This window comes from Nocardioides sp. FY1077 (genome assembly GCF_058681775.1).
Genome location: NZ_JBZWDB010000004.1, coordinates 160,756 through 181,097, shown reverse-complemented (window position 1 = coordinate 181,097; position 20,342 = coordinate 160,756). Strand labels below are relative to the sequence as shown.

Sequence of the window (20,342 nt, the reverse complement as noted above, 5' to 3'; positions counted from 1 at the left end):
CGAACTGCTTCGTCCAACCCGTGGGTCACCCGCGCTATTCCGGCCGGGCCACGACGACGACGTTCGCGAGGTACCGCGTGCCGTCCCAGTCCTCGCACGTCAGCAGCACCAGCCGACCGCCCACCTCCTGGCTGAACAGCCGGGCCGACTCCCGCGCCAGCCGGCCCTTGTCGAAGACCTCGACGGAGACGACGCGGTAGCCCACCGCGCCGCGATCGGTGCGTACGCGCACCAGGTCGCCGCCACGCAGCGTCTCGAGGTCGTCGAGGGCGCCGCCGCCGGTGCTCACCGTGTGGCCCGCCACCAGTGCGCTGCCCCGGGAGGCACCGGGCTCGGCGCCACCGGCCCACCACCCGAGACGCTGCGGGTCCGCCGGCGGCACGAGGGTCCCGCCGGGAGCCCGCACCGGGTCCACCGGGGCCGACACGCCGAGCGCGGGCACCCGGAGCACCAGGGGCGCGCCGGGACGCGAGGGTGCGGGGACGGCCTCGCGGAGCGCCGCGCCCGCCCCGGTGCCGTCCGCCGGCCCGGCACCGTTCGTGGTGGGTCCCGCCGAGGACCCGGGTGCGTCCGCGACGCTCGCAGTCGGCCGTGCCTCCGGGGGCGTCGTCAGCCACGCGGCCGTCCCACCGACGACCAGCGCCGCGCCTGCCAGGGCCAGCAAGGGCCCCAGCAGGCGCGGCGAGCGACGTCGGTCAGCCCCGGGCACGCGTGCGTCGCGCAGCCACGACGCCGGCGGCGGCCAGCAGCGCCCCGAGCCCGATCACCAGCAACGGCAGGGGCGAGCGGACCCAGTCGACGGCGGAGGCCAGGGGCCCCTGGGCTCCGGCGTCGACCGCGGTCGGGACGGCGGCGTCGGTCCCGGCGCCGACGGAGGCCTCGGTGTCGACCGTGGTGCCGTCCGCGGCGTCCTGCGCCACGTCCGCCTCACCCGCGTCGCCCGCGCTGAGGCTGCCGCTGAGCACGCCGGCGTCGGTGTCGGCCTCGGCGGTGGTGCCGCCGACCGCGGCCTCGTCGTCCTCGTCGTCCTCGCCGGGCGCGACGCCGCTCTCGCAGTCCTCGACCCAGAACACCTTGGTCTTGGTGTCGTTGCCCAGGGAGTCGGGCGTCGCCACGGTGAGCTTGACGTGGTAGCCCTGCTTCGGGTGCGGCTCACCGTCGAAGGACAGCGTGTACTCCTGCGAGCCGTCGAGGCCCGTCTCGGTGCCGGCGCCGCTGGCGGGGTCGCCGCCGACGAACACGGTGGGGTCGCCCTCGACGGTGAGGCCGACGTCGGACGTCGGGGCCTGCATGGCGAAGGAGACCGTCGAGATGATGTCCGCGCCCTCGTCGAAGCCGTACCACTCGACCTGGAACGTGCAGCCGGGGTGCGGCGAGTTCTGCGGGATGCCGTCCAGCTCGCCCAGCGGGGCGATCTTCACCGTGCCGTTGTTGCCGGCGGGGTCCTCGCCGCCACCGCCGGTGCCGGGCTCCTCGCCGGTGCCGGGGTCCTCGCCGGTGCCGGGGTCCTGGACGGGGCCGGTACCGGTGCCCGCACCGTTGCCCTGGCCGCCGCGCTGGCCCTCACCGGGGACGTTGTCCCGACCGCCGCCCACACCCTGGCCGACGCCCTGGCCACCGTTGGCGTTCTCGCCACCGTTGCCCTGACCGGCGTTGCCGGGGTTGCTCGGCTTGCCGGGATTGCTCGGCTTGCCGGGGCTCGGCTTGCCGGGGTTGCCCGGCTTCCCGGGGCTCGGCTTGCCGGCGTTGCTCGGCTTGCCAGGGTTGCCGGGCTTGCCGGGCTTCGGCTTGGCGGCCTGGGTGGACGCGGCGCGCTCGCGGCCGGAGTCCTGGTTCGAGGCGGCCTCGGCGGCGCCGGCAGGCGCGAGCGCCACCGAGGTCGAGGCGAGGGCCGTCGCGGCGGCGAGCGCCAGGCGCCGGTGGACGGGTCGGGTAACGGCGTGGTGGGACATGAGACTCTCCTGGTGCGGGACAGCACCGCCACGGGCGGTGTCGGAGGGAGCGGACGACGCCCCGCCCGATCGGACCGTCGGGCCACGGTTGCCACGGAGTGCCCACGTGAAACGTCAATTCTTGGCGGTCTAGACCAGCAGCGGTGCCCGGACCCGGACCTGCGCCCCACGTGGCGTGACGACACACCCCGACGGGCGAGAGCGGGTCAGCCGGTCGCGGCGTCGCGGCGGTCGAGGACGAGCACGGCGCGGTCGTCGTCGCCGCGCTCGACGCGGCGCAGCACGCGGCGCGCCGCGCCCTCGAACCCGCCGGCCACAGCCTCGCCGGCCACACGCTGCAGCCACGCGATGCCCTCGTCGAGCCCGACGTCGCGCGACTCCACGACGCCGTCGGTGTAGAACATCAGCGCATCGCGCGGTCCCAGCGTCCCCGTGCTGGCCTCGAGGTAGGGGCTGCGGTCGATGCCGAGGGCCATGCCCCGGGCGTTGTCGACGACCCAGGCGTGCTCCGCGGCGAGCCAGTGCAGCGCCGGCGGGTGGCCGGCGCTGAGCACGCTGTAGTCGCCGGTGACCAGGTCGACGCGCACGTGCACGGCGGTCGCGAACGTCTCGTCGGAGCCCTGGCGCAGCAGGAAGTCGTTGGCGGCGCCGAGCATGGCCTGCGGGGGCAACGCGCCGATGAGCCCGCCCAGCGCCCCGGCGAACTGCAGCGCGGCCGTGCCGGCCGCGACACCCTTGCCGCACACGTCGACGAGCACCATCTCGAGGTGGCGCTCGTCCTCGCTGAGGTCGGCCACCATGAAGTCGCCGGCGTAGCCGACGCCGTGGGCCGCGACCATCGCGGTCTGGCAGCGCCAGCCGGCAGGCAGGGGCGGCACCGTGCCCTGGGCCTGCAAGCGGTCGCGCAGGTCGGCCAGCATGGCCTCGCCCAGGGGTCCCGGCAGGCCGCTGCGCTGCTGGCTCGACTGGTAGAGCACCAGGGCCGAGGCCAGCACCAGCGCCAGGCAGCCGGAGGCCCGCACGGTGTCGAACCCGCCGTCGAGCAGGACCGCGAGCACGGCCGCCGCGACCGTGGCGCCGGTGAGCACCACGAGCGGCCGGAAGCGCAGCAGCAGCATGCCGAGCAGCAGCCACACGAAGTAGGTGCTCAGCGGCATCAGCACGTAGGCCGTGGTCGAGACCGCGAACGACACGACCACCAGGCCCAGCAGCACGCCGAGCACCAGCACCTGGCTGCGTCCGGTGCCCGAGCGCCAGCTGCTCACCAGGTCGCGGACGTCGGGCACGGCACCACCGTAGGGGACCCCGGCTCCCGTCGGCGCGGATCGCGGACGTCGCCGCACCGCGGGTCGCCGACCGACCGGGACCTGCGGGCTGGGACGCTGGCGGGGTGAGGTCACGGGAGCCGGTGCTGGTCAGCGCCCACCGCTGCGGCGCCGGGGGCGACACCGACCTGGAGAACACCCGTCCCGCCCTGGAGCGGGCGCTGGCCTCCGACGTCGACTTCGTGGAGTTCGACGTGCAGCGCTGCGCCGACGGGACACTGGTGCTGTTCCACGACGACTGGCTGTGGGTGGACGGCCGGCGCCGCTGGGTCGGTGAGCTCACCTTCGACGAGTTCGCCGCCCGCGCCCCCCACTTCCTGCGCTACGACGAGGTGCTGGCCTCGCTGGTGGGCCGTGCGCGGGCCCACATCGACCTCAAGTTCACCTCGCCGTCGGCGGCGTACGCCCACCCGTCGGCGACCTACGAGGTGGCCGCCACCCGCCAGGCCGTCGAGGTGCTCGGCGCCGACCGCCTGATCGTCACCACCCTCGACGACACGGCGGTGCGGGCGGTGCGCGACTGGGCCGACGAGGCCGGCCACGACCTGCTGGTGGGCCTGTCCCTCGGGCGACGGGTGGCCGGCCTGCCCCTGGGACGCCAGCTGCGGATCCGGCTCTCCGAGCTGCGCCCCCGCTCGCGCTACCTGTCGTCGCGGGCCAACCTGGTCGTGGCCAAGCACACCATCGCGCGCTTCGGCGCCGCGGCGTACGCCCGGCGGCGGGGCCTGCCGCTGCTGGTGTGGACCGTCGACACCGAGGAGTCGCTGCACTACTGGATGCGTCCCGGGCGGGCGTGGCTGGTCACCAGCAACGTGCCCGAGCTGGCGCTGGCCGTGCGGTCGGCCTATCCACGCCGGCGGGCGGCCAGGTCGCGGGTCCTCCTGCGCGAGCGCGTCCGCCGCCCCTAGGCTGGGCCGCCGCGTGACGGCACCCGCCTCCTCCTCGGCCCGGCTCAGCCCAGCCCGGCCCCCGCCAAGCCCCGAGATCGGACCCGCCTCGTGACCCGTGCCCTGCCCGCCCTGCTCGCCGCGTCCGCGGCCTCCGCCGCCATGGTGGCGGCGCTGCTGCCGCCCACCGCCTCGGCCGAGGCCTGGACGGCGGGCGACCCGGTCGACGACGTCGAGGGGGCGACCTGGACGTGGACCTCCTTCCCGGAGTGCGCCACGTCGACCCCGGTCGACGCCGCCGCCGAGACCGGGGTCGACCTCACCCGGCTCACGGTGCGCCACACCCGGGAGCGCGTGGTGCTCACCGCCGGCCTGGCCGACCTCACCGACACCACGGGCAGGCGCGCACCGGCGGTGACCTTCCACCTCGCGACCTCGCGGGGCGACTGGGCCGTCGACGTGGACGACTTCCGCCGGGGCGGGCAGTTGGAGACGTCGGTCTACCGCGAGCCCGACTGGGACGCCCTGGTGCAGGAGGCCGAGGACGCCGGCGAGTGCGGCTTCTGGATCGCCTACCCCTCCCACAGCTGCGGCACGGCGCGGATGTCGACCGAGGACGACCTGGTGCGCGTGTCGCTGCCGCGGCGCTGCCTGCGCACGCCGCAGTGGGTGCGGGCCGGCGTCGAGACCTGGCGCGGCCGGAACGACGGCGCCTACTTCTCCGACGCGTGGGGTGCCGCCCGCACCGACGGGTCGCTCGCGCCGGTGGTCGGTCCCCGTCACGTGGCCCCCGGCCCCGCGGAGGAGCCGGCCGAGCCGGTGGAGGTGACGGGCGAGGTGGTCGACGTACCGCAGCCCGCCCCGGTGCGCACCGACCGCGTGCGGGCGGTGCCCGTCGGGTCGACGTACGTCCTGCAGCGCGGCTGAGGGCGGGCGGCCGGTCGCTCAGCCGAGCAGCAGCACGGTGAGCGCCGTGAGGCCGACCACCACGACGACGCTGCGCAGCACCCACGACGGCAGCCGGCGGCCCACCCGGGCGCCGAGCACGCCGCCGACGGTCGAGCCCACCGCGAGGAGGGCCACGATGCGCCAGTCGACGTCCGCGGCGACCACGAAGACCAGGCCGGCCACGGCGTTGACCAGGGCGGCCAGCACGTTCTTCAGGCCGTTGAGCCGCTGCAGGTCGTCGTCGACCCCGGTGCCGAGGACGCCGAGCAGCAGCACGCCCTGGGCGGCGCCGAAGTAGCCGCCGTACACCCCGGTGCCGAGCACGGCCGGCCACACCCACCACGCCCGGGCGGGGCGCTCGGTGCCGGCGCGGGCGTGGTGGGCGGCGACGCGCCGGGTGAGGGCGGGCTGCACCACGACCAGCACCACCCCGAGCAGGATCAGCACCGGCACCACGGCCGAGAAGGCGTCCTCGGGAAGCAGCAGCAGCGCGACCGCACCGACCACGCCGCCCACCAGCGACGCCGAGCCCAGGCGCACCGCCCGCCCGGCCTGGCCCCGCAGCTCGCGGCGGTAGCCGATGGCGCCCGAGACCGAGCCGGGAACCAGCCCGATGTTGTTGGAGACGTTCGCGGTGACCGGCGGGACGCCGAGGGCCAGCAGGGTGGGGAAGGTGACGAGCGTGCCCGACCCGACCACCGCGTTGATGGCGCCGGCCGCGACCCCCGCCAGGAGGATCGCGGCCGCCTCGAGCAGCATCACGTGTGCGTCACGAGACCGGCGGGGCCTCCGGCGAGGCCGGACGGTCGGTCGGCGTCACCGGCGCCTGGTCCACCACCGGGGCGGGCGACGGGTCGGCCGCCTTGGCGACGCGCGCCGAGCGCGGGGCCGCGGCCTCGGCGGCGGCCGCGATCGCGGCCTGCACGTCGGCGTTGGCGCTGGCGGCCTGGCTGTCGACACTGGCACCGGCCGCCGGCACCTGGGGCTCGCGGGGACCCATGTCGACGCGGGTGACGGGGCCGTCGACCTCCTGCGGGATGCCGCGCAGCTCGTTCATCGTCGAGCCCAGGCCCTCCAGGGCCTTGCCGATCTCGCTCGGGACGATCCACACCTTGTTGGCGTCGCCCTCGGCGATCTTCGGCATCATCTGCAGGTACTGGTAGGCCAGCAGGGACTGGTCGGGGCGACCGTCGTGGATGGCCTGGAACACCGTCTGGATCGCCTGGCCCTCACCCTGGGCGCGCAGGATCGCGGCCTCCCGGTCGGCCTGGGCGCGAAGGATCTGCGACTCGCGGTCACCCTCGGCCGAGAGGATCGCCGACTGCTTCTGGCCCTCCGCGGTCAGGATCGACGCCTGGCGCTGGCCCTCGGCGGTGAGGATCGCGGCGCGCTTGTCACGGTCGGCGCGCATCTGCTTCTCCATCGTGTCCTTGATGGAGGCCGGCGGGTCGATGCTCTTGATCTCGACGCGACCCACCCGGATGCCCCACTTGCCGGTGGCCTCGTCGAGCACCCCGCGCAGCCCGGAGTTGATCGAGTCGCGGCTGGTGAGCGTCTGCTCGAGGTCCATGCCGCCGACGATGTTGCGCAGCGTCGTCTGGGTGATCTGCTCGACGGCCTGGATGTAGTTGGCGATCTCGTACGTCGCCGCGACCGGGTCGATGACCTGGAAGTAGATGACGGTGTCGATGTCGACGGTCAGGTTGTCCTCGGTGATCACCGACGACGGCGGGAAGCTCACGACCTGCTCGCGCATGTCGATGAGGTAGCGCACCTTGTCGATGAACGGCATCACGATGTTGAGGCCGGCCGGCAGCGTCTGCTTGTACTTGCCGAAGCGCTCGACGATGCCGGCGCGCGCCTGCGGCACGATCCGCACCGTCTTGGCGAGCGTCACGACGACGAAGAGCAGCACCAGCGCGAGCAGCACCAGGATGGCGACTCCCATGGGGTCTCCTTCAGAGGGGTGGGGCGGGGTCAGGGGTCGAGGGCCGGCACGGGGTGCACGTAGGCGGTCGCACCGCGGATCTCCAGCACCTCGACGGTCTCGCCGGGCTCGATCACCAGCGTCTCGTCGTACGGAGCGGCCGACCACACGTCGCCGCCGAGCTTGACCCGGCCGTGGTCGAGGGCGCTGACCTTCTCGGTCACCCGGCCCTGGCTGCCCACGAGCCGGGTGTGGCTGAGCGCGAGGTCGGGGCCGGCGTGCAGCCGCTTGACCAGCGGGGGTCGCACGAGGGTGAGGGTGGCCAGGGCGGCACCTGCCGCCACCAGCACCTGCAGCACCACGGGTGCGTCGAGGGCGGCGGTCGCCCCACCGGCGAGCGCCCCGACGGCGAGCATCAGGAAGATCAGGTCGAGGCTGGCCAGCTCGGCCACGCCGAGGAGGGCGGCGACACCCAGCCAGGCCGCCCATGCGTGGTCACCCAACCAGTCCATGCGCCGACCCTAGCGGGTGGTCGGCACCGGTCGGGGCTCAGTGGGCGCGGGTGCGTCGCCGCGCCGCCCAACGGCCGTCGGGGCTGCTGGTGACGGTGAGCGGCATGCCGAACGCCGCCGAGAGGTGCTCCTCGGTCAGCACGTGCTCGAGCAGGCCGCTGACCACGACCCGACCGCCGCGCAGCAGCAGCGCGTGGGTGAAGCCCGGCGGGATCTCCTCCACGTGGTGCGAGACCAGCACCGTGGCCGGGGAGTCGGGGTCGTGGGCCAGCACCGACAGCGTCGACACCAGGTCCTCGCGCCCACCGAGGTCGAGGCCGGCCGCGGGCTCGTCGAGCAGGAGCAGCTCGGGGTCGGTCATCAGGGCCCGGGCGATCTGCACCCGCTTGCGCTCGCCCTCGCTGAGGGTGCCGAAGGTGCGCTCGGCGAGGTGGGCCGCGCCCAGCTCGGTCAGCAGGTCGGCCGCCCGGCCGTGGTCGAGCTCGTCGTACACCTCGCGCCAGCGCCCGAGGACGCCGTAGGACGCCGAGACCACGACGTCGCGCACCAGCTCGCCGCGCGGGATGCGCTCGGCGAGGGCGGCGCTGGTCAGCCCGATGCGGGGGCGCAGCTCGAAGACGTCGACGGTGCCGAGCACCTCCTCGAGGATGCCGGCGACCCCGGCGGTGGGGTGCATCTGGGCCGAGGCGACCTGCAGCAGCGTGGTCTTGCCCGCGCCGTTGGGTCCGAGCACCACCCAGCGCTCGTCCTCCTCGACGGTCCAGCTGACCTCGTCGAGCAGGGTGGCCCGGCCGCGGGTGACGGTCACGTCGGCGAACTCCAGCACTGCAGCCATGGCGCCACCCTAGCGAGCCCACCGCCCGGGCCGGCGGGCGCGGCGGCGTAGCCTCGCCCGACGTGGACGACTACCTTCCCGCCGCCGTGCGGCTCGCGTGGTGGGGCACCGCCTGGCTGCGCGGCCGCGTCGTCACCGACCTCGTGCTCGACGCCGTGATCGGCGGCGAGGCCACCCACGCCGTCTCGGGACTGGCCGACCTCGGTCTGGGCGGCGACGCCCCCACCGAGACGCTGCTCGGCGGCCTGGCGCGGCTGCGGGCGGAGGGCGCGACGTCGTTCGGTGCGGCGTTCCCGGTGGAGGGCGACCTGGTCGGCCTGGGTGGACCGGCTCCGTTCAACACCGAGGCCGTCGAGGCCGGGCAGGCCGTGGTGGTGGCCGGCGCCGACGTCGGGCTGGTGCCGGTGAGCGTCGGCGCCGCCACGACCTGGGTGGCCCACCGCGCGGCCCGCCGCCAGCTGCCCGACGTGGGCGAGGCCGACCGCGCGCTGCGCCACGAGCTGCTCGCCGCCGCCGAGGCGCTGGCGCGCCTCGACGTGGCCCGCTGGCGCCCCGAGGTGGCCGACACCCTGATGAACCTGCGCCACCGCCGCTCCCCCGCCGCTCCCGACGGCGTGCCGGCGCGCTGTGTCGACCTGGCCGCCCGCGGGCAGCAGGCCGTGTCGCTGGTGCGGGTGGCGCTCGAGGACGACGGCGGCGCCCTGAGCCTGCACGACGTGCAGGCCCGCCGTGCCGCGCTCACCCCGCTCGAGCGCGCCGGACGCCGGGCGCTGGTGGCGGCGTGCTCCCCCGAGGTCTGGCCCCCGGAGGGCTAGCCCCCGCCTGAGTGGGCGGGAGGCCGGCCGCTCGCGGCGCGGTGGGCCGGCGGCGCGACGGCCACCTCGTCGGTCCACACCTCCACCAGCTCGCGCACCCGTGCGTCGTCGTCGAGGGTGGCGAACGACGCGACGTGGTAGGTCGCGTCGGCGTCGCCCACGCGGGCGTGCAGCACCGCCCGCCGGCCGCTGGCCACGACGTCCTCGCACACCACCCGCGGCGCGCCGGGGTAGTCGCGGTTGACCGCGACGAAGCCGGCCTTGTCGAACGTCTCGCCGGTGTGCACGTAGCGCGCCACCAGGTCGTCGGCCAGCAGGTCGGCGAGCGCGGCCCAGTCGCGCTCGTCGAGCACGGTCGCGAGGCGCCGCACCACCGCGCCGGCGTCGGGGGCGGGGACGGCGTCCGGGGTGTCGGGGGTCACGGGCACCAGCATGGACGCCGCCACCGACAGCCCCGCCCACGGCGATAGCCTCGACCCGCCATGACCCCGCCGCGCCCCGAGACCCTGCTCCTCACGCTCACCGGCCTCGACCGCCCGGGGGTCACCTCGGCGATCTTCGACACGCTGGCCCGCGCCGGGGTGGAGGTCGTCGACGTGGAGCAGATCGTGCTGCGCCACCGCCTCGTCCTGGGCGTGCTGGTGACCGTGCCGCGCGACGCCCGCCGGCTGCGCGAGGCCGTGGCCCGCACCGCCGCCGAGCTGGGCATGACGGTGGAGCTCGAGGAGGGCACCGGCGACAACCCGTCGCGCGGCGCCGGGCGCGTGCACGTCACCCTCATCGGCGCGCCGCTGACGGCCACCGCGATGGCCGCGGTCGCCGGGCGCATCGCCGCCTCGGGCGCCAACATCGACCGCATCGTGCGAATGGCGCGCTACCCCGTCACCGCTCTCGAGCTGCACGTCTCCGGGGCCGACCCGCGCGAGCTGCGCCGTGAGCTCGCCACCGAGGCGGCGACCCAGGGCGTCGACGTCGCCGTGCAACCGGCCGACCTGCTGCGCCACGGCATGCGCCTGATCGTGATGGACGTCGACTCCACGCTGATCCAGGGCGAGGTGATCGAGATGGTGGCCGCGCACGCCGGCTGCGAGGCCGAGGTCCGGGAGGTCACCGAGCGCGCGATGCGCGGCGAGCTCGACTTCGAGGAGTCGCTGCGCACCCGGGTCGCCCTGCTCGAGGGGGTGCCGGAGACGGCGCTGGCCGAGGTGTACGACGCCGTCGAGCTGGCCCCCGGCGCCCGCACCATGGTGCGCACCCTGCGCCGGCTGGGCTACCGGTTCGCGATCGTGTCGGGCGGGTTCACCCACGTCACCGACCGGCTCGCGGCCGACCTCGGCATCCACTTCGCGCGCGCCAACGAGCTCGAGGTCGTCGACGGCCGCCTCACCGGGCGCATCGTCGGCGAGGTCGTCGACCGCGCCGGCAAGGCCCGCGCACTGCGGGAGTTCGCGGCCGAGGTCGGCGTCGACGTCGCGGCCACGATCGCCATCGGCGACGGCGCCAACGACCTCGACATGCTGGCCGCGGCCGGGCTCGGCATCGCCTACAACGCCAAGCCCCTGGTGCGCGACGCCGCCGACACCGCGGTGAGCGTGCCCTACCTCGACGCGATCATGTACCTGCTCGGCATCAGCCGCGAGGAGGTCGAGGCGGCCGACGCCGCCGCCGGCATCGTCACCCCCGCCCCGCCCGTCTGAGGCCGCCGCGGCGCGGCCGGCCGCGTCGTACCGGTACGGGCGTCAGGCACGGGCGACGTGGAAGGCCACGAGGCGCGCCGACTGCTCGTCGAGCTCGCGCCACGACCCGTCGAGGTCGAAGACCGCGAGCGCGCACGGCGGGTAGCCGCCGGCGAGCTCGTTGCTGGCCTCGTCGTCGCCCTCGCCGTCGTCCAGCATCTGCGCCACGGTCGCCACGGTGGGGTTGTGCCCGACCACGACGAGGGTGACCGCGTCGGCGGGCGTCTCGCGCACCAGGTCGAGCGCGGTCTCCGGGCCGGCGAGGTAGAGGCCCTCGTCGTACGTCGCGTCGCCGCTCCAGCCGGCGCTCTCCGCGGCGGCCTCCCACGTCTCGCGGGTGCGCAGGGCCGCGGAGACCAGCACGTGGTCGGGCTCGACGCCGAGCCCCGCGAGCCAGCGACCGGCCGCACGGGCATCCTCGAGCCCCCGGGGCGCGAGGCGCCGCTCGACGTCGGAGGGGCCGGTCGGCTCGGCCTCGGCGTGCCGCATCACGACGATGCGGCGGCGCGCGGGGCTCGTCTCGGTGCTGCTGTCTGCCACGCCGCCAGCCTGACAGGCGCGGCAACCGGGCTCAACTGCGGATGGCCTAGCGTTGCGCCCATGCCCCGTGGACCCCTGATGATCATCGGCGGAGCCGAGGACAAGCTGCGCCGACGCACCATCCTGCGGGAGTTCGTCGCCGCCGCCGGCGGTCCCCAGGCGCGGATCGCGGTGATCCCGACGGCGTCGTCGCTGGGCCCGGAGGTCGTCGAGGTCTACGACGCGCTGTTCCGCCGCGAGGGCGCCGCCGAGGTGGTGACGGTGCGCCCGGAGTCGCGCGAGGAGGCCCAGGACCCCGACCTCGTCGAGGCGCTCGGCAAGGCCACCGGCATCTTCATGACCGGGGGCAACCAGCTCAAGCTGTCGTCGATGGTCTGCGGGACGCCGGTCGGCGACGCCATCGTGGCGGCCCACCTCGCCGGGACCGTGGTGGCCGGCACGTCGGCCGGCGCCAGCATCCAGTCGAGCCACATGGTGGCGTTCGGCGTCGGCGGCACCACCCCGAAGCAGCGGATGACGCAGGTCGCGGCGGGCCTGGGCCTGCTGCAGTCGGTGGTGATCGACCAGCACTTCGAGCAGCGCAGCCGCTACGGCCGGCTGCTGATGATCGTGGCCCAGTCGCCGCAGCTGCTCGGCATCGGCGTGGACGAGGACACCGCGGCCGTCGTGGAGCACCAGCTGGACGAGGCCACAGGCACCGACCGCGAGGTGCTGCGGGTGCTCGGGCGGGGCGCGGTGACCGTGATGGACGGCTCTCGCATCGTCACCAACGCCTACGAGGCCAAGCGCTCGGCGCCGCTGCTGGCCAGCGGCGTCGTGCTGCACGTCCTGCCCGCCGGCACCGCCTTCGACATCACCACCCGCGAGCTCGTGCCGCACGTCGCCGCCGTCGACCCCACCGAGGAGGCCGAGCTGGTGGAGGCCGGCCAGGACCTGCGCCGCCTCGCGCGCGACATCGCGGCGGGCGACGCCTCGCCGTCCACGCTCAAGCGCCGCCAGGCCCGCGAGGCCGCCCGCTCACGTCGCCCCGCCGACGCCGACCTCCCCACCAGCGCGCCCGACCAGGACGGAGACCCCGCATGACCGAACGCCCCACCCCCGACCTCACCACCACCGAGACCCGGGTCTACCGCGGGGCGAACATCTGGTCCTACGACAAGGCGATCCACCTCGTGGTCGACCTCGGCGTGCTGGAGAAGTTCCCCACCAACACCCTGCCCGGCTTCACCGACACCCTGCTGCAGATGCTGCCCGGGCTGCGCGAGCACTCCTGCTCGCGGGGCCGGCGCGGCGGCTTCGTCGAGCGCCTCACCGAGGGCACCTGGCTGGGCCACGTCGCCGAGCACTGCGCGCTCGCGCTGCAGCAGGTCGTCGGCCACGACGTACGACGGGGCAAGACCCGCCAGGTGAAGGGGTCCACGGGCCTCTACAACGTGGTCTTCGGCTACATCGACGAGCAGGTCGGCCTGGCCGCCGGCCGGCTGGCCGTCCGCCTGGTCAACCACCTCGTCGAGGCCGACCCGGAGTTCGACTGGGACGCCGAGCTGGAGGAGTTCATCCGCCGCGCCCAGCGCACGGCGTTCGGGCCCTCGACGCAGGCCATCATCGACGAGGCGGTCTCCCGCGACATCCCGTGGATCCGGCTCAACCAGCACTCCCTGGTGCAGCTGGGCCAGGGCGTCCACGCCAAGCGCATCCGCGCCACGATGACCTCGGCCACCTCCGCGATCGCCGTCGACATCGCCTCCGACAAGGACCTCACCACCACGCTGCTGGGCGCCGCGGGGCTGCCGGTGCCGAAGCAGGAGTCGGTGCGCACGGTGGAGCAGTGCGTGCGCGCCGCGGAGCGCATCGGCTATCCCGTGGTGGTCAAGCCGCTCGACGGCAACCACGGCCGCGGGGTGTGCCTCGACCTGCAGGACGAGCAGGACGTGCGCGCGGCGTACGACGTGGCGCGCGCGGAGTCGCGGCGCGGCGTGATCATCGTGGAGTCGCAGATCACCGGCAAGGACTACCGCTGCCTGATCATCGACGGCCGGGTCGCCGCGATCGCCGAGCGGGTGCCGGCGTCGGTCACCGGCGACGGCGCGGCCACCGTCGAGCAGCTGGTCGACACCGCGAACGCCGACCCCCGCCGCGGCGTGGGCCACGAGAAGGTGCTCACCCGCATCCGCGTCGACGACGCCGCGGTGGCGCTCGTGCGCGAGCAGGGCTTCGAGATGACCGACGTCCCGCCCGACGGCACGGTGGTCAAGCTGGCGCTCACCGGCAACATGTCGACCGGCGGCATCTCGATCGACCGCACCTTCGAGGCCCACCCCGAGAACGTCGAGATCGCCGAGGAGGCCGCCCAGATGGTGGGCCTCGACATCGCCGGCATCGACTTCATCTGCCCCGACATCACCGAGCCGGTGCGCGAGACCGGCGGCGCGATCTGCGAGGTCAACGCCGCGCCGGGGTTCCGGATGCACACTCACCCCACGATCGGCGAGCCGCAGTTCATCGCGAAGCCGGTCGTCGACATGCTGTTCCCGCCCGGCAGCCAGGCGCGCATCCCGATCGTGGCCGTGACCGGCACCAACGGCAAGACCACCACCGCCCGGATGATCAGCCACATCTTCAAGGGCATGGGCCGCAAGGTCGGCATGACCTCCACCGACGGCGTCGTCATCGACGAGCGGCTGCTGATCCGCTCCGACGCCTCCGGGCCGCGCTCGGCGCGGATGGTGCTGCAGAACCCGCGCGTCGACCTCGCGGTGTTCGAGGTGGCCCGCGGCGGCATCCTGCGCGAGGGCCTGGGCTACGAGCGCAACGACGTCGCGGTGGTGCTGAACGTGCAACCCGACCACCTCGGGCTGCGCGGGATCGACACCGTGGAGCAGCTCGCCGAGGTGAAGGCGGTGCTCGTCGAGGCCGTCCCGCGCGACGGGCACGCCGTCCTCAACGCCGACGACCCGCTGGTGCGCGAGATGCGCCGGCGCTGCTCGGGCCAGGTCGTGTGGATCTCCATGGACGAGCCGGGCAGCGAGGTGCGCGAGATGATCGACGCCCACTGCCGCCGGGGCGGCAAGGCGCTGGTGCTCAACCCCTCGGAGCGCGGGGAGATGATCGTGGTGAAGCACGGCCCCCGCGAGATGCAGCTCGCCTGGACCCACCTGCTGCCCGCCACGTTCAACGGCCGGGCCCGGATGAACGTGCAGAACGCGCTGGGGGCCGCCGCGGCGGCGTTCGCCACCGGAGCCCCGCTGCACGACATCCGTCAGGGGCTGCGCACGTTCTCCACCAACTACTACCTCTCCCCCGGCCGGCTCAACGAGGTCGAGGTCAACGGCGTCAACGTCATCGTCGACTACTGCCACAACGCCCCCGGCATGCGCGCCCTCGGCGACTTCGTCGACCGCGTCGGCGACTCGATGGCCGGCACCCACGAGCTGGCCCGGTCCTCGCGCATCGGCGTCATCGCCACCGCCGGCGACCGTCGTGACCAGGACATGCGCGAGCTCGGCGAGATCGCCGCGCAGCACTTCGACGTCGTCATCGTGCGCGAGGACACCCAGCTGCGCGGACGTGCGCGCGGCGACGTGTCCGCGCTGGTCATCGAGGGGGTCCGCTCGGCGATGGCCGACGGCGCGCGCTGCAAGCAGGTCGAGGAGGTGCTCGACGAGATCGAGGCCGTGCGCCACGCGATGAGCCGCGCCAACCGGGGCGACCTCGTCGTCATCTGCGTCGACACCCACGGCGCGGTGATGACCGAGCTCGAGAACTGGGCCCCCCAGGCCCAGGCCGGATCCGGCGTCACCTCCGATGCCCCCGCCGCCGACCCCGACTACGTGCCCGCCGACGCCTGACCCCGGGCGCGGTGCGCTCCTGTCGAGACCGACCAGGGGAGCTCGTCGGTCGGGCAGGACGCGCAGCGCCCGTCCTCTCCGTCGCTCACGCGGGGCGCGCCAGCGACCGCCCCTCGTTGGTCGAGCAGAGCGCGCCAGCGCTCGTGTCTAGACCCCGCAGCCGCTCGTACCTGCCCCGGCCGGTCCCGGCGGACAGCCGGGTGGTCTCGACGCACCTCGTCGCCGGTGTGGTTCTCGAGGAGCGACCGCGGCGAGCATCTCGAAGGGCGTCTCCGCATTCGACCACCGACGGCGGACGCGTTCGTTTGTCGAGCCGGGCACGCAGCGGCCGTCCTCTCCGTTGGTCCCGCAGGGCGCGCCAGCGCCGATCCCCTTGCCGGTCGAGCAGGGCGCGCCAGCGACCGCCCCTCGTTGGTCGAGCAGGGCGCGCTAGCGACCGCCCCTCGTTGGTCGAGGAGGGCGCGCCAGCGCCGGTCCCCTCGTTGGTCGAGTAGGGCGCGCTAGCGCTCGTATCGAGACCCCGCAACGTGCTGGCGCACCAGTGGAGAACTGCTGCACCCGAACACGTGTTCGACTAGAATGAGGTCATGACCTCGACCGCCCTCCGCCCCCGCCGCCAGGGGCCCGCAGCAGGCTCGCTGCTGGAGCGCGCGAGGTGCTACCGGCAGGCTGCGGACGCCGCCGAGGTGGGTCTGCTGACCACGGCGGTGGAGTGGGCTGCGGCCAATGAGCTGGAGACCGACGACCGAGACCTCGCCGCGGCCGTTCCCGGGACCGATCAGCAGCCCGCGGTCGCCGGTGACGGTGCGCCACTGGTCTCGGAGTTCGCGGTCGTCGAGCTCGCCGCCGCTCTCGGGATGAGCAGCGACGCCGGCATGCGGTACGTCGGTCACGCCCTCGAGATCGCCCACCGGTTGCCGCGCCTGTGGTCCCGGGTGGCCGCGGGCGATGTGCAGGTGTGGCGGGCGCGTCGGGTGGCCGAGGAGACGCTGGCGCTGTCTCCGGACGCTGCGGCGTTCGTGGACCGCCACGTGGCCCCGGTGGCGTCGAAGATCGGCTTCCGCGCGCTGGACCGGCTGATGGATGAGGCCATCGTCCGTCACGACCCGCAGCAGGCCCGGGCACGGGCGGCGAAGGCGGCCGACGACCGTTGTTTCGACGTCGACACCTCCCAGGTGTCGGTGTTCGGAACCATGCACGTGCAGGGCGAGCTCGACCTCGCCGACGCGTTGGACCTCGACGCCGCGGTGGCGCACTGCGCCGCTCAGCTGGCCGAGCTGGGATGTCAGGAGTCGCTCGACGCGCGCCGCGCGATGGCGGTCGGGGAGATCGCCCGCGCCCAGGCCGCTCTCTACCTGACTCGCGACGACACCGAGGCAGACCGGACGCCGCGTCGACGACCGGCCCGGCAGGTCGTGCTGCACGTCCACCTCAGCGACGCTGCCCTTCACGACGACACCGACCTGCACCTGGCCCGGGTAGAGAAGACCCGCGGCTTTGTGACCGCCGAGCAGGTGAAGACCTGGTGCGCCAGCAGCGGTACCGCGGTGACCGTCCGCCCGGTCCTCGACCTGACCCAGCAGATCGCCACTGACGCCTACGAGGTGCCGGACCGGTTGCGCGAGCAGGTCGTCCTGCGTGACGGCACCTGCCGCTTCCCGCACTGCACCCGCCCCGCCAGGACGGCCGACGTGGACCACATCAAGCCGTACCGGGCACTCGCCGACGGCGGCCCGCCAGGCCAGACGTCGACCGACAACCTGGCGTGCCTGTGCAGACGCCACCACCGGGCGAAGACCCACGACGGCTGGACCTACACCCGCACCGCGGCCGCGGCGTACGAGTGGACCAGTCCCCACGGACACCGGTACGCCGTCGACCCGAGCGGCACCACCCACCTCACCTGACCGCGCCCGTCTCCCGTTTCGTTGGTCGAGCAGGGCGCGCTAGCGCCCGTGTCGAAACCCCCGCAACCAGCGCCGGGACCTGCCCGGGCAAGTCCCAGCGGACGGTTCCGTGGTCTCGATACACCTCGTCGCTGGCGCTCCTCGGCACTCGACCACCGAGGCTGGCGACGGTTCGGTGGTCGGCAGGGCGCGCTAGCGCCCGTGTCGAAATCCCCGCAGCCCGCGCCGGGACCTGCCCGGGCAAGTCCCAGCGGACGGTTCCGTGGTCTCGATACACCTCGTCGCTGGCGCTCCTCGGCACTCGACCACCGAGGCTGGCGACGGTTCGGTGGTCGGCAGGGCGCGCAGCGCCCGTGTCGAAACCCTCGCAACCCGCCGCCGGGACCTGCCCGGGCAAGTCCCAGCGGACGGTTCCATGGTCTCGATACACCTCGTCGCTGGCGCTCCTCGGCACTCGACCACCGAGAAGAAGTCCGACTCGTGGTCGGCAGGGCGCGCAGCGCGCGTGTCGACACCGCCGCCAGCGCGGGGTACCTGTACTCGACCACCGGGTCGGGCAGGGCTACGGGGTCGCGGCGCGGACCTTGGCCGCCAGCACTTCGGGGCCGTCGGGGGTGCCGCCGGCGGCGGCGAGCCAGGCGTAGACCTCGGCGCGCTCGGCGTGGCACATGAGGCCCACGACGTCACCCGGCAGCGCCTGGCCGACCAGGGCCGAGAGGCACGCCACCTCGGTCGGGTACGCCGGCACGTGGGCGACTCCGACCCGGGCCGCACCCTCCCGCATCAGCGCGTCGAGCTCGTCGGGGGTGCGCCCGCGCAGGTAGTGCTCCTTGTGGCCGATGGCCACCACGTCGCTGTCGCGGGCCGCGACCTCGCCGAGGGTGGTGATGAGGTCGTCCTGGCGGTCGCCCACGACGCCCAGGCCGAGCAGCAGCCGCGCACCCGGGCGGCGCAGGCCGCCCATGACCTCCAGCAGCGCCTCCAGGCCCGCCTCGTTGTGGGCGAGGTCGACGACCACCGTGACGTCGGCGACCGTGAAGCAGTTCATCCGGCCCGGGTTGTGCTCGGCGTCGGGGCGGAACGAGCGCAGCCCCTCCACCACCACGTCACGCGGCACCCCGACGGCGAGGGCCGCCGACGCCGCGGCCAGCGCGTTCTCGACGTTGAACCGCGACAGCCCGGCCAGCGTCATCGGCACGTCGACCAGCTCGACCAGCGGGTCGGGGTCGGAGCGGGGGGTGAGCACGCACAGCCAGCCGTCGATCACGGTGGTGGCCCGCCCGCGGGCTCCCAGCACCTCCCGGATCGCCGGGGCGTCGGGGTCGCGGGAGAACACCCACGGCCGGGCCCGCAGGTCGTGGCGCATCGCCAGCACCCGCGGGTCGTCGCCGTTCAGCACCGCCCAGCCGCTGCGGCGGGTGATCCGGGGGACGACCCCCTTGACCTCCGCCAGCTGGTCGAGGGTGTCGATGCCCTGGAGCCCGAGGTGGTCGGCGGAGACGTTGGTGACCACGGAGACGTCGTTGCGGGTGATCCCGATGCCCTTGAGCAGGATGCCGCCGCGCGCCGTCTCGGTCACCGCGAGCTCCACCCCCTCGTGGGCCAGCACCCGCCCGGCGCCGCTGGGCCCGGAGTAGTCACCGGGCTCCACCAGCACGCCGTCGACGTACACGCCGTCGGTGCTCGACCAGCCGACCCGCCAGCCGTGGGTGCGCCCGATGTGGGCGACCATCCGCGAGGTCGTGGTCTTGCCGTTCGTGCCGGTCACGGCCACCACCGGCACCTGCGGCACGATCGTGTGGGGCGCCGCCCCGGGCTCGCTCGCCGCCACCCGCCGGGCCGCGGCGCTCACGGCCTCCTCGAGGTCGACCGTCGAGTCGGCGCCCGGCAGGGCGTCCAGCACGTCGGCCACCGCCCGGCCCATCTCCTGGGCCCGCTCGCGGTGGGCCCACGGGTAGGCCACCACCACCTGGTGGGGGTCGTTGGTCGGGCGCACCCGCACGGCGAGGCGCGACGTACCGCCCTCGACCGCGACGGCGCGCAACAAGCGGCCCACCGCCCGCAGCGCGAAGCGCTGGCGGAATCCTGTGCCGGGCGCGCCGGGGCGCGCCTCGCGCAGGCCGATGCGACGGGCGAACCGCGCCGCGGTCGCCTCCGGTGCGGCCGACAGCGCGCCGACGTCCAGGGTCAGCTTCACCGCCGCGCGGGGGAAGTAGAGGTTCGGCCCCTCCAGGACCCGGAGCTCGACGAGGGAGGTCACCGGCGCGACGCTACCGGCTGCGCCCGGTCAGGCGCCCATCGCGTGGAGGCCGCCGTCGACGTGCACGATCTCGCCGGTGGTGGCACCGAAGAAGTCGGAGAGCAGGGCCACCACGGCGCGCGCGGTGGGGTCCTGGTCGGTGTTGTCCCAGCCCAGCGGTGCACGGGTCGACCACATCTGCTCCAGCTCCTCGAAGCCGGGGATGGCCTTGGCCGCGAGCGTCTTGAGCGGCCCCGCCGAGACCAGGTTGACCCGGATGCCCTCGGGACCCAGCTCGCGAGCCAGGTAGCGCGAGCACGACTCCAGCGCCGCCTTGGCCACGCCCATCCAGTCGTACGCCGGCCACGCCACGGTCGCGTCGAAGGTCAGGCCGACCACCGACCCTCCGGGCGACATCATCGGCCGGCAGGCCTGCGTCAGCGACATCAGCGAGTACGCCGACACCTGCACCGCCTGCGCCACGTCGTCCCACGGCCCGGTCATGAACTTGCCACCGAGCAGGGTCGCCGGGTTGCCGTAGGCGATCGAGTGGACGACCCCGTCGAGGCCGTCGACGTGCTCGCCGACCAGCTCGGGCAACCGGGCGAGGTGGTCGGGGTCGGTGACGTCGAGCTCGAGCACGGGCGGCTCGGTGGGGAGCCGCTTCGCGATGCGCTTGGTGATGTTCAGCGCCCGGCCGAAGTTGGAGATCAGCACCGTGGCGCCCTGCTCCTGGGCGACCTTGGCCGTGGCGAAGCCGATGGAGCTGTCCATCGTCACCCCGGCCACCAGGATCCGCTTGCCGTCGAGAATGCCCATCGTGTGCTCCTTGGGTGCTGGGTGGGGCGCAGGGGTGCGCGGGTGGTGCGTG

The 20,342-nt window shown here is 74.6% G+C and carries 18 protein-coding genes; 7 read left to right on the top strand and 11 right to left on the bottom strand.

Annotation, left to right across the window (positions count from 1 at the left end; genetic code table 11):
- Positions 1-34 precede the first annotated feature (34 nt).
- The 3 genes from AC4OR8_RS16050 to AC4OR8_RS16040 form a co-directional block, all read right to left on the bottom strand.
- Positions 35-442: a class F sortase gene (locus AC4OR8_RS16050; protein ID WP_492166593.1), complete on the bottom strand. Its 408-nt coding sequence runs from the start codon at positions 440-442 to the stop codon at positions 35-37.
- 253 nt (positions 443-695) lie between these two features.
- On the bottom strand, positions 696-1,952 hold the full coding sequence (locus AC4OR8_RS16045; RefSeq protein ID WP_492166592.1) for a hypothetical protein: 1,257 nt from the start codon (positions 1,950-1,952) through the stop codon (positions 696-698).
- A 206-nt stretch (positions 1,953-2,158) separates the two neighbouring features.
- Entirely contained in the window at positions 2,159-3,238 is a 1,080-nt protein-coding gene (locus tag AC4OR8_RS16040) for a PP2C family protein-serine/threonine phosphatase (RefSeq protein ID WP_492166591.1), read from the bottom strand.
- Positions 3,239-3,342: 104 nt separating this feature from the next.
- Here AC4OR8_RS16040 and AC4OR8_RS16035 point away from each other — a divergent pair, with 104 nt between their 5' ends.
- Both AC4OR8_RS16035 and AC4OR8_RS16030 read left to right on the top strand, forming a co-directional pair.
- Complete coding sequence (locus AC4OR8_RS16035) at positions 3,343-4,185, top strand: glycerophosphodiester phosphodiesterase (RefSeq protein WP_492166590.1); 843 nt, start codon at positions 3,343-3,345, stop codon at positions 4,183-4,185.
- Positions 4,186-4,275: 90 nt separating this feature from the next.
- Complete coding sequence (locus tag AC4OR8_RS16030; RefSeq protein WP_492166589.1) at positions 4,276-5,091, top strand: hypothetical protein; 816 nt, start codon at positions 4,276-4,278, stop codon at positions 5,089-5,091.
- A gap of 18 nt (positions 5,092-5,109) precedes the next feature.
- Here AC4OR8_RS16030 and AC4OR8_RS16025 read toward each other — a convergent pair whose 3' ends face one another.
- The 4 genes from AC4OR8_RS16025 to AC4OR8_RS16010 are packed head-to-tail and all read right to left on the bottom strand — an operon-like array spanning position 5,110 to position 8,386.
- Positions 5,110-5,871: a sulfite exporter TauE/SafE family protein gene (locus AC4OR8_RS16025; protein WP_492166799.1), complete on the bottom strand. Its 762-nt coding sequence runs from the start codon at positions 5,869-5,871 to the stop codon at positions 5,110-5,112.
- Between the two features lie 10 nt (positions 5,872-5,881).
- A complete protein-coding gene (locus AC4OR8_RS16020; protein WP_492166588.1) occupies positions 5,882-7,060 on the bottom strand; it encodes an SPFH domain-containing protein in 1,179 nt (392 codons plus the stop codon).
- A 29-nt stretch (positions 7,061-7,089) separates the two neighbouring features.
- Positions 7,090-7,551, bottom strand: a complete 462-nt coding sequence (locus AC4OR8_RS16015) for an NfeD family protein (RefSeq protein ID WP_492166587.1) — start codon at positions 7,549-7,551, stop codon at positions 7,090-7,092.
- A gap of 37 nt (positions 7,552-7,588) precedes the next feature.
- Positions 7,589-8,386, bottom strand: coding sequence for an ABC transporter ATP-binding protein (locus tag AC4OR8_RS16010; RefSeq protein ID WP_492166586.1), 798 nt, complete (start codon positions 8,384-8,386; stop codon positions 7,589-7,591).
- A gap of 62 nt (positions 8,387-8,448) precedes the next feature.
- Here AC4OR8_RS16010 and AC4OR8_RS16005 point away from each other — a divergent pair, with 62 nt between their 5' ends.
- Entirely contained in the window at positions 8,449-9,201 is a 753-nt protein-coding gene (locus AC4OR8_RS16005) for an Rv1486c family protein (protein WP_492166585.1), read from the top strand.
- On the opposite strand, the gene AC4OR8_RS16000 is transcribed toward AC4OR8_RS16005, so the two are convergent.
- Positions 9,198-9,623 (bottom strand): nuclear transport factor 2 family protein, encoded by a 426-nt coding sequence (locus tag AC4OR8_RS16000; RefSeq protein ID WP_492166584.1) that lies wholly within the window; start codon positions 9,621-9,623, stop codon positions 9,198-9,200. The genes AC4OR8_RS16005 and AC4OR8_RS16000 overlap by 4 nt on opposite strands.
- A 60-nt stretch (positions 9,624-9,683) precedes the next feature.
- Here AC4OR8_RS16000 and serB point away from each other — a divergent pair, with 60 nt between their 5' ends.
- A complete protein-coding gene (serB, locus tag AC4OR8_RS15995) occupies positions 9,684-10,898 on the top strand; it encodes a phosphoserine phosphatase SerB (protein WP_492166583.1) in 1,215 nt (404 codons plus the stop codon).
- A 42-nt stretch (positions 10,899-10,940) separates the two neighbouring features.
- Here the strand turns inward: serB and AC4OR8_RS15990 are convergent, their stop codons facing one another.
- Entirely contained in the window at positions 10,941-11,477 is a 537-nt protein-coding gene (locus AC4OR8_RS15990) for a SixA phosphatase family protein (RefSeq protein ID WP_492166582.1), read from the bottom strand.
- 60 nt (positions 11,478-11,537) lie between these two features.
- On the opposite strand from AC4OR8_RS15990, the gene AC4OR8_RS15985 reads away from it, so the two are divergent.
- The 3 genes from AC4OR8_RS15985 to AC4OR8_RS15975 all read left to right on the top strand — a co-directional run bounded on the left by AC4OR8_RS15985 (position 11,538) and on the right by AC4OR8_RS15975 (position 17,232).
- The gene (locus tag AC4OR8_RS15985; RefSeq protein WP_492166581.1) at positions 11,538-12,560 is read left to right on the top strand and encodes a cyanophycinase; all 1,023 of its coding nucleotides are present in this window, start codon (positions 11,538-11,540) and stop codon (positions 12,558-12,560) included.
- Positions 12,557-15,325 carry a cyanophycin synthetase gene (gene cphA, locus AC4OR8_RS15980; RefSeq protein ID WP_492166580.1) on the top strand — a complete coding sequence of 923 codons (2,769 nt, stop codon included), beginning with the start codon at positions 12,557-12,559 and terminating at the stop codon, positions 15,323-15,325. Before AC4OR8_RS15985 ends, cphA begins: the two co-directional genes overlap by 4 nt.
- A 587-nt stretch (positions 15,326-15,912) precedes the next feature.
- The gene (locus AC4OR8_RS15975; RefSeq protein WP_492166579.1) at positions 15,913-17,232 is read left to right on the top strand and encodes an HNH endonuclease signature motif containing protein; all 1,320 of its coding nucleotides are present in this window, start codon (positions 15,913-15,915) and stop codon (positions 17,230-17,232) included.
- Between the two features lie 562 nt (positions 17,233-17,794).
- On the opposite strand, the gene AC4OR8_RS15970 is transcribed toward AC4OR8_RS15975, so the two are convergent.
- Together AC4OR8_RS15970 and fabI are read right to left on the bottom strand one after the other, a co-directional pair.
- The gene (locus AC4OR8_RS15970) at positions 17,795-19,492 is read right to left on the bottom strand and encodes a Mur ligase family protein (RefSeq protein ID WP_492166578.1); all 1,698 of its coding nucleotides are present in this window, start codon (positions 19,490-19,492) and stop codon (positions 17,795-17,797) included.
- A gap of 27 nt (positions 19,493-19,519) precedes the next feature.
- Positions 19,520-20,290 carry an enoyl-ACP reductase FabI gene (gene fabI / locus AC4OR8_RS15965; protein WP_492166577.1) on the bottom strand — a complete coding sequence of 257 codons (771 nt, stop codon included), beginning with the start codon at positions 20,288-20,290 and terminating at the stop codon, positions 19,520-19,522.
- Between the last annotated feature and the right edge of the window lie 52 nt (positions 20,291-20,342).

Excerpts from the sequence above, each read along its gene's own strand:
- fabI (WP_492166577.1), bottom strand. The coding sequence starts at position 20,290 with ATGGGCATTCTCGACGGCAAGCGGATCCTGGTGGCCGGGGTGACGATG.
- serB (WP_492166583.1), top strand. The coding sequence starts at position 9,684 with ATGACCCCGCCGCGCCCCGAGACCCTGCTCCTCACGCTCACCGGCCTC.
- AC4OR8_RS16010 (WP_492166586.1), bottom strand. The coding sequence starts at position 8,386 with ATGGCTGCAGTGCTGGAGTTCGCCGACGTGACCGTCACCCGCGGCCGG.
- AC4OR8_RS16045 (WP_492166592.1), bottom strand. The coding sequence starts at position 1,952 with ATGTCCCACCACGCCGTTACCCGACCCGTCCACCGGCGCCTGGCGCTC.
- cphA (WP_492166580.1), top strand. The coding sequence starts at position 12,557 with ATGACCGAACGCCCCACCCCCGACCTCACCACCACCGAGACCCGGGTC.
- AC4OR8_RS15985 (WP_492166581.1), top strand. The coding sequence starts at position 11,538 with ATGCCCCGTGGACCCCTGATGATCATCGGCGGAGCCGAGGACAAGCTG.
- AC4OR8_RS16020 (WP_492166588.1), bottom strand. The coding sequence starts at position 7,060 with ATGGGAGTCGCCATCCTGGTGCTGCTCGCGCTGGTGCTGCTCTTCGTC.
- AC4OR8_RS16015 (WP_492166587.1), bottom strand. The coding sequence starts at position 7,551 with ATGGACTGGTTGGGTGACCACGCATGGGCGGCCTGGCTGGGTGTCGCC.
- AC4OR8_RS16025 (WP_492166799.1), bottom strand. The coding sequence starts at position 5,871 with ATGCTGCTCGAGGCGGCCGCGATCCTCCTGGCGGGGGTCGCGGCCGGC.
- AC4OR8_RS15975 (WP_492166579.1), top strand. The coding sequence starts at position 15,913 with ATGACCTCGACCGCCCTCCGCCCCCGCCGCCAGGGGCCCGCAGCAGGC.